This is a genomic window from Streptomyces sp. HP-A2021, from assembly GCF_022807935.1.
In the GTDB taxonomy this organism is placed as follows: Bacteria; Actinomycetota; Actinomycetes; order Streptomycetales; family Streptomycetaceae; genus Streptomyces; species Streptomyces afghaniensis.
On sequence record NZ_CP094344.1, the window covers coordinates 5179318 to 5192036 of the forward strand.

The 12719-nt window shown below is 74.0% G+C and carries 11 protein-coding genes; 7 read left to right on the forward strand and 4 right to left on the reverse strand.

Going from position 1 to position 12719, the window contains the following annotated elements; translation table 11 throughout:
* Positions 1-35 precede the first annotated feature (35 nt).
* Positions 36-758 carry a siderophore-interacting protein gene (locus MQE23_RS23360; RefSeq protein WP_020275508.1) on the reverse strand — a complete coding sequence of 241 codons (723 nt, stop codon included), beginning with the start codon at positions 756-758 and terminating at the stop codon, positions 36-38.
* A gap of 80 nt (positions 759-838) precedes the next feature.
* Between MQE23_RS23360 and MQE23_RS23365 the strand changes: the two genes are divergently transcribed.
* The 4 genes from MQE23_RS23365 (at position 839) to MQE23_RS23380 (ending at position 6104) form a co-directional block, all read left to right on the forward strand.
* Positions 839-2944 carry a penicillin acylase family protein gene (locus MQE23_RS23365; protein WP_243382719.1) on the forward strand — a complete coding sequence of 702 codons (2106 nt, stop codon included), beginning with the start codon at positions 839-841 and terminating at the stop codon, positions 2942-2944.
* Positions 2937-3545 (forward strand): GNAT family N-acetyltransferase, encoded by a 609-nt coding sequence (locus MQE23_RS23370; RefSeq protein WP_243380171.1) that lies wholly within the window; start codon positions 2937-2939, stop codon positions 3543-3545. Before MQE23_RS23365 ends, MQE23_RS23370 begins: the two co-directional genes overlap by 8 nt.
* Positions 3542-4027, forward strand: a complete 486-nt coding sequence (locus MQE23_RS23375; protein WP_243380172.1) for a cupin domain-containing protein — start codon at positions 3542-3544, stop codon at positions 4025-4027. Before MQE23_RS23370 ends, MQE23_RS23375 begins: the two co-directional genes overlap by 4 nt.
* Positions 4028-4229: 202 nt before the next feature.
* Complete coding sequence (locus MQE23_RS23380; protein ID WP_243382721.1) at positions 4230-6104, forward strand: copper resistance protein CopC; 1875 nt, start codon at positions 4230-4232, stop codon at positions 6102-6104.
* Here the strand turns inward: MQE23_RS23380 and MQE23_RS23385 are convergent.
* Positions 6004-6975: a DUF72 domain-containing protein gene (locus tag MQE23_RS23385; protein WP_243380174.1), complete on the reverse strand. Its 972-nt coding sequence runs from the start codon at positions 6973-6975 to the stop codon at positions 6004-6006. The genes MQE23_RS23380 and MQE23_RS23385 overlap by 101 nt on opposite strands.
* A 168-nt stretch (positions 6976-7143) precedes the next feature.
* On the opposite strand from MQE23_RS23385, the gene MQE23_RS23390 reads away from it, so the two are divergent.
* The 3 genes from MQE23_RS23390 to MQE23_RS23400 are packed head-to-tail and all read left to right on the forward strand — an operon-like array spanning position 7144 to position 10610.
* On the forward strand, positions 7144-9645 hold the full coding sequence (locus tag MQE23_RS23390) for a SpoIIE family protein phosphatase (RefSeq protein WP_243380175.1): 2502 nt from the start codon (positions 7144-7146) through the stop codon (positions 9643-9645).
* 13 nt (positions 9646-9658) lie between these two features.
* Entirely contained in the window at positions 9659-10123 is a 465-nt protein-coding gene (locus MQE23_RS23395; RefSeq protein ID WP_020274959.1) for a DUF4383 domain-containing protein, read from the forward strand.
* A gap of 19 nt (positions 10124-10142) precedes the next feature.
* Entirely contained in the window at positions 10143-10610 is a 468-nt protein-coding gene (locus MQE23_RS23400) for an MSMEG_6728 family protein (protein ID WP_020274960.1), read from the forward strand.
* Positions 10611-10724: 114 nt separating this feature from the next.
* Here MQE23_RS23400 and MQE23_RS23405 read toward each other — a convergent pair whose 3' ends face one another.
* Both MQE23_RS23405 and MQE23_RS23410 read right to left on the reverse strand, forming a co-directional pair.
* Positions 10725-11192, reverse strand: a complete 468-nt coding sequence (locus MQE23_RS23405) for an ArsI/CadI family heavy metal resistance metalloenzyme (protein ID WP_243380176.1) — start codon at positions 11190-11192, stop codon at positions 10725-10727.
* Positions 11193-11221: 29 nt separating this feature from the next.
* Positions 11222-12598 (reverse strand): NAD(P)-binding domain-containing protein, encoded by a 1377-nt coding sequence (locus MQE23_RS23410; protein ID WP_243380178.1) that lies wholly within the window; start codon positions 12596-12598, stop codon positions 11222-11224.
* Positions 12599-12719: the final 121 nt, after the last annotated feature.

Genomic DNA, 12719 nt, shown 5'->3' on the forward strand with positions numbered 1-12719 from the left:
GCCCGGCCGCGTCCGGAGCCCCGCCCGCCCGGTGCCTACGTCGCGCGCCAGTAGCCCAGCGCGTGCACCCGCTGCTTGGGCAGGCCCAGTTCCTTGCGGACGTATGCCGCGAGCGACCGGGTCGTCGTCGTGTCGCAGGCGATCCAGACGTACGGGTCGGACGTGCCCTGCAGCAGGCCGGGCAGGTCCGCCTTCACCCGCTCGACCAGGTGCGCGCCGGAGTCCTTGCGCGGCACCTTGCGCAGCTCGTGCCGGTCCGGGTCGGTGCGGAACGGCAGATCGTCGCCGCCGCCCTCGAACCAGACGGTGGCCGGGGCGGAACCCAGTGCGTCCAGCAGGGAGTTGATGGCCGGCAGGGAGGCCGGGTCGCCGACGGCGAAGACGTGCGAGGGGCCGGGTTCCGGATGCTCGAATCCGGTGCCCTGGACGGTCGCCTCGATGGTGTCGCCCGGTTTCGCCGCCCTGGCCCAGTCGCTGGCGCAGCCCTCGTGCAGGGCGAACTCCAGGCTGAAGGTCCCGGCCGCCGGGTCCGGGTCGACCAGGGTGTAGGCCCGCTGGTGGGGCTTGCCCGCGTTGTCGAACCACAGCCGTACCCACATGGTCGGGTGCACGCCGGCCGCCGCGAGCAGACCGCCGTCGGTGAAGCGCAGCCGCCGGTAGTCCGGGGTGACGTCCTCCGCGTCGGTCACCGTGAACACGAAATCCTTCGCGCGCAGCAGCTTGAGGACCGCGCCCTCCCAACCCCGCCCCTGCCCCATCCTGTATTTCACCCTTCGCGTACGATTCCGCCACAGCTCTGACTTAGGCAAGGCTAACCTAAAGGGAAGTGGGGTACAGCGTGGCCACCGAGATCTACCGCGACGCCTGGGGCATTCCGCATCTGCGCGCGGGCAGCGCGGCCGAACTCGCCCACGCCCAGGGCCTCGTCACCGCCCGCGACCGGGCCTGGCAGCTGGAGATCGAGCGGCACCGGGCCCAGGGCACCTCGGCGTCCTTCCTCGGCGCGAGCGCCCTGCCCTGGGACCGGTTCGCCAGACGCGCCAGACTCGACGACACCGCCAGACGCTGCTTCGCGGACCTGGAGAGACGGGACCCCGAGACGGCGGCCTGGCTGCGGGCATACGTCGACGGGGTCAACGGCGGGCTGGCGGCGGGTGGCGACGCGGCCCCCGAGTTCGTCCGCACGAGCCTCACCCCCGGCCCCTGGCACCCCTGGACCCCGCTCGGCGTCTGGCTCGCCACCCACATCCTCTTCGCCGGGTTCCCGGCGAAGCTCTGGCGTGAGCAGGTCGCGGCCCACCTGGGCGGGGACGCCATCGGCCTGTTCGCCACCGACGGCCCCGGCACCTCCGCCAGCAACGGCTGGCTGGTGAGCGGGGCGCGGACCGTCACCGGGCAGGCGGTCATCGCCGGTGATCCCCACAGGTGGATCGAGGACCCCGGCGTCTACCAGCAGATCCACCTGTCCTGCCCGGAGTTCGACGTCGTCGGCCTGGCCGTGCCCGGTGTCCCCGGCATCGCCCACTTCGGGCACACGGGCACGGTCGCCTGGGCCATCACCAACGCCATGGCCGACTACCAGGACCTGTACCGGGAGCGGCTGCGGCGCACCGGTGCCGGGGTGGAGGCCCTCGGCCCGGACGGGGTCTGGCGCCGGGCGGCCCGGCACACGGAGGTCGTCGAGGTGGCGGGCGAGGAGCCGGTCGAGGTCGAGGTGATCGAGACCGACCGGGGCCCGGTGGTCATCGGCGGCCCCGAGGGGCTCGACGGCGACCCGTTCGACCCGGCAGATCCGTCCGACGCGCCCGTCGCGATCAGCCTCCGCCACCCGCCGCGCGTCACCGGCGACCTCGGTTTCGGCGCCCTGCTGCCGCTGCTGCGGGCCCGCCGGGTCGCCGACGTGGACCGGGCGTTCGACCGGTGGGCCGAGCCGGTCAACGTCGTCCAGGCCGCCGACACCGAGGGCGGTGTCCTGCACCGCGTCGCCGGGCGGGTGCCGCTGCGCGCCGAGGCCAACCGCCTGCGCCTGGTGCCCGCCTGGGAGCCCGGCCACGAGTGGCACGGCTGGCAGGAGGCACCCCGCGCCGGGCTCACCGACGACGGCGTCGCCGTCATGGCCAACCAGCGCGGCCCGGCCGAGCCCCTCGGCGTGGAGTTCGCCCCGCCGCACCGCCACGACCGCATCGCCGCGCTGCTCGCAGACAAGGAGCGCTGGTCCGCCGCCGACATGCCCGCGATCCACACGGACACCCACCTCGCCTCCGCGTCCCCCCTCCTGGACCACCTCCGGGCCCTCGACGCCCTCACCCCCGAGGCCTCCGCCCTGCGGGACCGCCTCCTCGCCTGGAACCGCCGCATGGACGCCGGCAGCGCCGACGCGGCCCTCTACTCGGCCGTGCGCGGCGCGGTCGTACGGCAGCTGGCGGCGCACCCCGCCTTCGCCGCACTCGCCACACCGCCGGCGTACCCGGAGGTGTTCCAGCCCTGGCTCGCCCTCCTCCCACGCGTGGGCTTCGCCCTCGAACACCTGCTGCGGGCCGAGGAGCTGTACGGAATCGACCGCCCGTCGGCCGTCCGCGCGGCGGTCGAGGAGGTGGCCGCCCGGCCGCCCGCCGGTGTCTGGGGCGACACCCACCGCCTCGCCCCCTGGCGGGCGCTGGAGCCGGAGGCGCCGTACGACGAACCGGGGCTGTCCGGCGACCACGACTGCGTGCTGTGCACCTCGGGCGTGCCGGGCCTCACCGACCGCGCCGCGCGCGGCCCGGTGGCCCGGTACGTCTGGGACCTGGCCCGGCGTGAGGACAGCCGCTGGGTCGTGCCGCTGGGCGCCTCGGGCGTCCCCGGCTCGCCCCACCACCGCGACCAGCTCCCCCTGTGGCTCGCCGGCGACCTCGTCCCGGTCGTCACCGACTGGACCCTGCTGAAGAAGGAGACCGATGTCTGACCCGTACGCCTCCCGCACGGCCGTCCACGAGCAGGTGACCGACGGCTTCGGCACCGTCCGCGTCCTGCCGCTGGACCCGGAGGCCGACGCCGGGACGGTCCACCGCTGGGTGAGCGAGGACCGGGCCGCCTTCTGGGGCATGACCGGCCTCACCGAGCGACAGGTGGCCGAGATCTACGCCCACATGGACACCCTCACCACCCACCACGCCTACCTCGTCGTCCGCGACGGCGAGCCGGTCGCGCTCCTGCAGACCTACGAGCCCGGGGCGGACCGCGTCAGCGAGTGCTACGACGTCCGCCCCGGCGACATCGGCGTCCACCTGCTGATCGCCCCCGCCGGCCCGGGCGGCGCGCGCTCCGGCTGGACCGCACGGCTCGTGACCGCCATCACCCGCTACGTCCTGCTCGGCCTGGACCGCCGGCGGGTCGTGGTCGACCCGGACGTCCGCAACGAGAAGGCGGTCGCCCGTTTCCTCAAGCTGGGCTTCACGGCGGGGCCGGTGGTGGTCCTGCCGGAGATCGACCTGCCGGACGTGTACTTGCCCGAGAAGAAGGCCCAGCTCGCCTTCCTCGACCGGGAGATACTCTTCCCCGCGTGACGCCCGACGACCTCATCGCTCACTACGGCCTCGAGCCGATCCCCCGCGAGGGCGGCCTGTTCCGCCAGACCTGGGCCGGTCCCGAACGCCCCGACGGCAGACCGGAGGGCACGGCGATCGTCGCCCTCCTGACAGCGGGCCCCGACGACTACTCCGCCCTCCACCGCCTGCCGACCGACGAGATCTGGCACTTCTACCTCGGCGATCCCCTGGAGCTCCTCCTGCTCGCCCCGGACGGCAGTACGCGGACGGTGGTGCTCGGGCCGGACGTCCTCGGCGGCCAGCACGTCCAGTTCACGATCCCGGCGGGCACGTGGATGGGCGGCAGGGTGCGCGAGGGCGGGCAGTGGACCTTGTTCGGCTGCACGATGGCTCCCGGCTTCACGTTCCAGGGCTACGAACACGGGGACGCGGCGGAGCTGACGGCGCGCTATCCGGCAGCGGCTGACCGCATCGCCGGACTGTGCCGACCTGCTTTTTAGGGGCGCGGGGCTGTATCGATGTGCGGCTCCGCCGCGCGGGCGCGACCAGCCACAACGCACCCGCACCCGCCGAACCACACACACCCACCCCCGGCTGAGCGCTACACATTTCCCATCCGTACATAACCGGGAGCCGTACAGCCCGACCCCGGAGACCCACGTGGAGCGCAATGTCGGACACCCCCGGCGATTCCAAGCCCTGGTGCTGCTCGGCACCGTGCTGGTACTGCTCCTCGCAGGAGCAGCCCCCGCCTCGGCCCACGCCGCCCTCCGCAGCACCGACCCCGACGACGGATCGGTCGTCCAGCAGGCCCCCCGCCACCTCACCCTGACCTTCACCGAGTCCGTCGGCCTGCTCGACGACTCCTTCCGGGTCTTCGGCCCGGATCAGCGCCGCGTGCACACCGGCGAGGCGCAGCACGCGGACGGCCGTTCCGACACGGCCCGGGTCGGACTGCCCGGGAAACTCGCCCAGGGCACCTACACGGTGGCCTGGCGGGTGGTGTCCGCCGACAGCCACCCGGTCTCCGGCGCCTTCAGCTTCTCCGTCGGCAAACGGTCCGCGACGTCCGCGCAGGTCGACACCGGCCCGGACGAGGACCCGCTGACCGGCGGCCTCTACGACGCCGCCCGCTATCTCGCCTACCTCGCCGCCGCGCTGCTCGTCGGCACGGTGGCGTTCGCGCTGCTGTGCCGGCCCGCGGACACGTCCCCGTTGCGCAGACCGCTGGTGGCGGCCTGGTGGACCCTGCTCGGCTCGACGGTCGCCCTGCTGATGCTGCGCGCCCCGTACGAGACGGGCGCGGGCCCGGCCACGGCCTTCGACCTCTCCGCCCTCGAACGCACTCTGACCAGCCGCCCGGGCCTGGCCCTGCTCGCCAGGCTGGCCGTCCTCCTGCTGACCGCCGCCTTCCTGCTGCGGCTGTCCAGGCACCGCGACCGCCAGGAGCCCGTGCTGCGGGCGGTGGGCGCGGCCCTGGCCGTCGCCCTGGCCCTGACCTGGGCGGCGGCCGAGCACGCCTCCGCCGGGATCCAGGTGCCGGTGGCGATGACGTCGTCCGTGCTGCACCTGGTCGCGACAGGCGTCTGGCTCGGTGGCCTCGTGGCGCTGCTGCTGACCCTGCGCCGGGCGTCCGTCGACGCCCTGACGGAGGTCGTGCCCCGCTTCTCCCGGATCGCCTTCATCTCGGTGACTGTCCTGGCGGTCACCGGCCTCTACCAGTCCTGGCGCGGCCTCGGCTCCCTCGCCGCGCTGACCGGCACGTCGTACGGCCGGCTGCTGCTGGCCAAACTGGTCGCGGTGGCCGCGCTGTTGCTGGCGGCCGGGTACTCGCGCCGATGGACGGCCCGCCTCGCGGCACCGGCGGCCGCCGCCGTCCGGGCGGCCGTACCGGAACGGGTGGCGCAGCCGGTCGGCGCGGGGGCGCCGGCACAGCCGGGGGAGCCCGGGGAAGCCGGCGCGGCAGTCGAGGCCGGGGAACCGGGGGAACCGGGAGAGCCGGAGAAGCCGGAAGTGCCGGAGAAACCGGAGAGGACCTCGGAACCGGCACCGGAGTGCGGCGACGCGGACACCCGGCGTCGCGGTCTGCGCCGCTCCGTCCTCGTCGAAGTCGCCGTCGCCGCCGTGGTGCTGCTGATCACGACACTGCTCACCACCACGCTGCCGGGCCGCGCGCAGGCCGAGGCCGCCCAGCGATCCCCGGCGGGCGCACTGCCGCCCACGACCCTGACCACGGTGCCCTTCGACACGGGCGGGGGCGCAAGCACCGGCCCCCTGTCCGGCCGCGGCACGGTGCAGGTCACCCTGGACCCGGCCCGCGTCGGCGAGAACGGCGTCCAGGCCGTGGTCTACGGCGCCGACAAGGGTCTGATCGTCGTCCCCGAGGTCCGCATCAGCTTCACCCTCCCCTCCCGGAAGGTCGGCCCGATCGACGCCCGACTCACCGACGTCGGCGGCTACTGGAGCGCCAACTCCGTCAATCTGCCCCTCGCCGGGACCTGGACGATGAAGACGACCGTGCGGGTGTCGGACGTGGACCAGGTGACGGTGGAGAAGCAGGTGCGGATCGTGCCCTAGGCAGCCTCGCAGCCGCCGTCGGCAGGTCGCCGTCGAGGAGCCGCGTCATGCACTCGGCGGCACGGACGGCGGCGTCGCCGCAGCAGTTGTTGAACAGGACGTGTACCTGTTCGGTCCGCTCGGCCAGCCGGCGCACGCGGGGCAGCCACTCGGCGAGTTCGTCCTCGCCGTACCCGTACCGGAACCGGTCCTCCTTGCTGCCGGTCCCCCAGGCGGTGCTGCGTCCGTGGAACCGTACGACGGACAGCCGGGGCGAGGTGACGGGGGTGACGGGCGGCATCGACGAGGGCAGTGTCTGCGTCATGTCGACGGCGACCGCGGCCATGCCGTGCCGGGCGAGCAGCGCGCACGTGGCCTCCGCCCGGTCCGGCTCCCACCACGAGGGATGCCGGAACTCCACGGCGACGGGCCAGCCGCGCGTCCGCTCGGCGCACCCCTGGAGGAACTCCTCCGCCCGCTCTTCGGGCCGGAACCACGGCGGGAACTGGAACAGCACGCTCCCGAGCCGCCCGGCCCGCCGCAGCGGCTCGATCCCGGCCGTGAACCGCGCCCACACCTCGTCGAGCACGGCAGCGTCCCGGTGATCGGCCGGCAGCCCGGCCGGCATCGCCGCCTCCCTGCTCGGATGCCCGGTCAGCAGGGAGAACGCCTTCACGTCGAACACGAACCCGTCCGGTGTCCGCTCGGCCCACAGCCGGCTGTTCCGCTCGCTCGGCAGCGCGTAGTACGAGGCGTCGACCTCGACGACGGGGAACCGCTCGGCGTAGTGCCGTAACCGCCCCTCGGCGTCCCGCCGCCCCACTGGGTACCAGCCGCTGCCGACCAGGGCCCGGTCGGTCCAGGAACACGTGCCCACCAGGATCTCGCCCATGGAGGACCGGTTACCCGGGCCGGGCAGCGGCAGGCTCCCGGCCGGGCCGTGGCGGCAAGGTAAGGGCCGTCACAATCGGGGTAATCAGGGGATAGGTTACATATCGGATGACTGTCCTCCGAATATCCGGGATCACCGCAGATTCCGGCCAGAGCGAGATGACCGATCATGGAGCAGCCCGTCGCCGTCGGCCGGGCCGGCCACCGGGCCGGCCGGCCGCTCGGAGCGGAACCCGAAGCCCCCCAACCCCCCGAAACCCCCGAAGCCCTCGCGGACCTCGTCGGCGAGGCCCTCACCGCCCGCGTCACGCTCGACGAGCAGGGCAGGGTGACCGGCTGGAACGCGGGCGCGGAACGCCTCCTCGGGTACTCGGCCCGGCAGATGACCGGCCGCCCCGCCGCGGCTCTGCTGGCCGAGCCGCAGCCGGCCCGGGGCGGCCCGCCCGCGCTCGCCGGACTGTCCCGGTGGAACGGCGATGTCGCGCTCCGGCACCACGACGGCCGGAAGCTGACCGTCCGGGTCCTCGCCCACCACAGGACGCCCGGCACCGGCGCCCCCGCCTGGCTCCTCGTGTCCGCCCTGACCCGCCGGCAGCCCCGGCCCGCCCTCGACGAATCCCTCGTGAGCTGGAGCTTCACCCAGTCCCCGTGCTGCGCCCTGGCGCTCTACGACACCCGGCTCCGGCTCAGGCGGGCCAACGAGGGCATGCAGCGGGCCATGGCGCTCACCGAGGAGGAGATGCTGGGCCTGCGCGTGTCCGAGATCGTCGACGGTGAGGCCGGTGCGCGGGCGGAACGCAGCATGGCCCGGGTGCTGCGGACCGGTGAGCCGCAGTACGAGGAGAACTATCTGCGCGCCCCGGGCGAGACCCGCGAGCACGCCTGGTCGGTCTTCGAGTCCGCGCTGCGGGACGCCGAGGGCGCGATCCAGGGCGTCTGCCTCTCCGCGCACGACATGACGGAACAGTTCTGGGCCCGCAAGCGGCTCCAGTTGATCGCCGAGGCCGGCCGGCGCATCGGCGGCACGCTCGACGTGCGGCGCACGGCCGAGGAACTGACGGACGTGATCGTCCCGGCCCTGGCCGACTTCGTCAGCGTCGATCTCGTCGCCGCGCTGGACGACATACCCGAACCGCCCGCCCGGGTCCTTCCGGCGGACGGGCCGCTGCTGCTGCGGCGGGTGGCGCTGCGGTCGGTGACCCCGGGGGCCCCGGAGGCGGTCGTGGCGGCCGGCCAGGTGGACGCCTACCCGGAGGGTTCGGCGCCCTACGAGAGCCTGCGCGCGGGACGCGCCACCCTGCACGAGGTGACCGACCCGGCGTTCGCGGCGTGGCTCGCGCACGACCCGGAGCGTGCCGCGAGGATCCGGGCGTTCGGCATCCACTCGGTGATGACCGTGCCGCTCGCCGCCCGCGGCACCACGCTGGGGGTCGCGTTCCTCGTCCGGCACCGCAACCCCGAGACCTTCCGGCACGACGACCTGGTCCTGGCCGGGGAACTGGTGGCCAGGGCCGCGGTCAGCATCGACAACGCCCGCCGCTACACCCGGGAGCGCACCACGGCCGTCACGCTCCAGCGCAGCCTGCTGCCGCGGCGGCTGCCCCGGCAGGCGGCGGTCGAGGTCGCCACCCGCTATCTGCCGGCGGGCGGGCACGCCGGCGTCGGCGGGGACTGGTTCGACGTCATCCCCCTCTCCGGAGCACGGGTGGCCCTGGTCGTCGGCGACGTCGTCGGCCACGGCCTGCACGCCTCCGCGACCATGGGCCGGCTGCGCACGGCCGTACGCACCCTGGCCGACATCGACCTGCCGTGCGACGAGCTCCTCACACACCTGGACGACCTGGTCGCCCGGCTGAGCCTGGAGGTGGAGGACGGGGAGGGCGGGGAGACCTCCGGGGACGTGGGCGCGACCTGCCTGTACGCCGTGTACGACCCCGTGTCGCGGCGCTGCTGCTTCGCCGGGGCCGGGCATCCCGTACCGGTCGTGGTGAGCCCCGACGGGAGGGTCGAGCTGATCGAACTCCCGGCCGCGCCCCCGCTCGGTATGGGCGGCCTGCCCCACGAGGCCACCGAGGCCGTCCTGCCCGAGGGCAGCCTGCTCGCCCTCTACACCAACGGCCTGATCGAGAACCGGGACCGGGATCCCGACGCCGGCGTCCACCGGCTGCAGGAGGCCCTGGCTCGCCCGGCGCCCTCGCTGGACGCCCTGTGCGACACCGTGCTGGCCGACCTGCTGCCGCAGCGCCCGGCCGACGACGTGGCCCTGCTCGTCGCCCGCACCCGCGCGCTCGACGCGAGCCAGGTCGCCACCTGGGCGGTGCCGGACGACCCGTCCGCGGTCGCCCAGACCCGCAAGGACGTGGTGGCGCAGCTGGAGAGGTGGGGGCTGTCGGACGCCGTCTTCGTCACCGAACTGGTCGTCAGTGAACTCGTCACCAACGCCATCCGGCACGCGCGGCCGCCGATCCAGCTCCGTCTGATCCACGACAACACCCTGATCTGCGAGGTCTCCGACGGCGGCAACACCGCTCCCCACCTGCGGCGCGCCCGCACCTACGACGAGGGCGGGCGCGGTCTGCTCCTGGTGGCCCAGCTGACCGAGCGCTGGGGCACGCGCCAGGGCGCCACGGGCAAGACCATCTGGGCGGAACAGACACTGCCTCTCCAGTGAGGATCCACCGGCCATGACCACACACCCTTCCCACCGGGCCGCCGCGGCGCCCGTGCAGCGGGCCGCCCAGCTGGTGGGCGTCGTCTTCCTCCTGGTGGGGGTGCTGGGGTTCATCCCCGGTATCACCACCGACTACGGCTCGATGGAGATCGCCTCCCACGACTCGGGTGCCGAGCTGCTGGGGCTGTTCCAGATCTCGGTCCTGCACAACCTCGTGCACCTGGTCTACGGACTGATCGGCCTGGCCCTCGCCGGCACGGCCGCCGGAGCGCACTCCTACCTGCTCGTCGGCGGCGCCGTCTACCTGGTGCTGTGGGTCTACGGCCTGTCCGTCGGCCACGACAGCGACGCCAACTTCGTCCCCCTCAACACGGCGGACGACTGGCTGCACTTCGCCCTGGGCATCACGATGATCGCCCTGGCTCTGGTCCTCGGCCGCCGCCCGAGCCGCACCTCCCGCACCGGCGCGGAGCGTTAGGCACCCCGGACGGGACGGCGTGCAGACCTTCCTCCCCTTCCCCGGCTTCCGGGAGTCGGCCCTGGTCCTGGACCGCCGCCGGCTCGGCAAACAGCGGGTCGAGGCGTTGCAGGTGCTGCGCGGCCTGGTCGTACCGGGGTACGGCTGGCGCCACCACCCGGCGGTCCGGATGTGGGCCGGCTACGAGGAGGCACTCGTCCGCTACGGCCTGGAGATCTGCCGCGTCTGGCGCGAACAGGGCCACCAGGACAGCTGCGCGGCCACCCTGGTCGCCGACCTCGCGGCGATCCGCCCGCACGCCCCGGTCCGCGACCAGCACGTCCTGGCGGCCGAGGGCGAACTGCCCCCCTGGCTGGGCGACGCCCCCTTCCACCACAGCCACCGCTCGGCCCTCGTCCGCAAGGACCCCACCACCTACGCGGACCTCTTCCCCGGCGTCCCGGACGACCTGCCGTACGTGTGGCCGGCGTCGGACCGGGCCGCGTAGACACCGGGCCGACCTCACGGGGACCCGAGGGCTCACCGGGCCGTCGGCTCGGCCGCCTGTTCCGGAAGCTGTGCTTGCTGCACCTGACCCCGCCCCGGTCACGGCGCCGGCGGATCAGCAGCAGCCGCCCGAGGCGGCCGGTTCCTCGGCGCCGGTTCCGGCCGAGGCCGGGTCGGTGCAGCAGGTACTGCCCCGCTGCTTGGCCAGGGAGTCGGCGTCGGCCTTGACGACGTACACCTCCCAGGGCTCCCCGCCGGGGCCGCGGACCCAGACCTTGTCCTGGAGGGCGTAGCAACAGGTCGTGTCGTTCTCCACGTCGGTGCTCAGGCCCGCCTCGCCCAGGCGTGCGGTGGCGGCGTGCACCGCCTCGGCCGTCCCGACCTCGACGCCGAGGTGGTCCAGGCGGGTCGTCTCACCTGCGGTGCCTTCGATGAGAACGAGCTTCAGCGGGGGCTCGGCGATGGCGAAGTTGGCGTAGCCGTCGCGGAGTTTGGCGGGTTCGGTGCCGAAGAGCTTGGTGTAGAAGGCCACGGACTCGGCGAGGTCGGGGACACGGAGGGCGAGCTGGACACGGGACGTCATGGCGAACCTCCTGGAGCAAAGGGGGGAGTTCAGCAGCCGCCGGAAGGGATGGCCGGGGCGCCGGTGCCGATCTGCAGGGTGGCCGGGGCGGCGCAGCAGCCTCCGCCCTCGGCGGCGGCCGTGTCGGGCTCGTCGAACAGCCCGGCCCCGCCGCACACACCCGTCTCGGGCAGGGTCAGCTCGACGCGCTCGGCGGCCTCACGGTCTCCGGCGATCGCGGCGGTGACGGAGCGGACCTGCTCGTAGCCGGTCATCGCGAGGAACGTGGGCGCGCGGCCGTAGGACTTCATACCGACCAGGTAGACGCCCTGCTCCGGGTGGGAGAGCTCGTTCACGCCGTGCGGGTAAACCGTGCCGCAGGAGTGGACGTTGGGGTCGATCAGCGGGGCCAGGGCGGTGGGTGCCTGGAGGCGGTCGTCAAGGCTCAGGCGGAGCTCGGAGAGGAAGGACAGGTCCGGGCGGAGACCGGTCAGGACGATCACCTCGTCGACCGGGTCCAGGCGGCGCCCGTCCTCGGCGACCAGGATCAGCCGGTCCCCGTCCCGCTCGACGGCCTGCGTACGGAATCCGGTGACCGCGCTCGCGTGGCCTTCCTCCACCGCGGCCTTGGCGCGCAGGCCGAGGGCGCCCCGAGCGGGCAGCTGGTCGGCCTCGCCGCCGCCGAACGTCGAGCCGGTGATTCCGCGGCGCAGGATCCACACCGCGTGCGTGCCCGGCTCGTCCTCGGCCAGGTCCGCGAGGTGGGCCAGGGCGGTGAAGGCCGAGGCGCCGGAGCCGACGACCGCGGTGCGCCTGCCCGCGTACCGGGCGCGTACGGACGGGACCTTGAGGTCGGGGACGCGGTAGGAGATGCGGTGGGCGGCCGTCTTCTCGCCGAGGGCGGGCAGGCCGTCCGCGCCCAGCGGCCCGGGGACGGACCACGTGCCCGAGGCGTCGACGACCGCGCGGGCGCTGATCCGTTCCTCGCGGCCGTCGGCCGACAGGATGTGCACGGCGAAGGGCTGCTCGTCGCGGCCGGAGTCGACGACGCGGTCGCGTCCGGCGCGGGCGACGCCGGTGACGGTGGCGCCGTAGCGGACCTTGTCGCCGAGGACGTCGGCGAGGGGCTGGAGGTAGTTCTCGGCCCAGTCTCCGCCGGTGGGGTACACGGAGCCGTCAGGTCGGGTCCAGCCGGTCGGTGCGAGGAGCTTCTCCGCGGCCGGGTCGATGACCTCCGACCAGGTGGAGAACAGCCGCACGTGCGCCCACTCGCGCACGGCCGTGCCGGCCGACGGTCCGGCTTCCAGGACCAGCGGTTCGATGTCCCGCCCGATGAGGTGGGCGGCGGCAGCAAGGCCGACCGGCCCGGCTCCGATGACCACGACGGGCAGCTGACCAGTGGGCACGCTGTCGCTCGACACGGACACGAGATTCCCCTTTGATTCGACATCTGTCGATGGCTTGTGCTGCCAGCGTCCCACCTGCTTCGACAGTCGTCAACATAGACATCCATCGAATCCAACCCCCTGGCCTCATTGGTTCGACGCA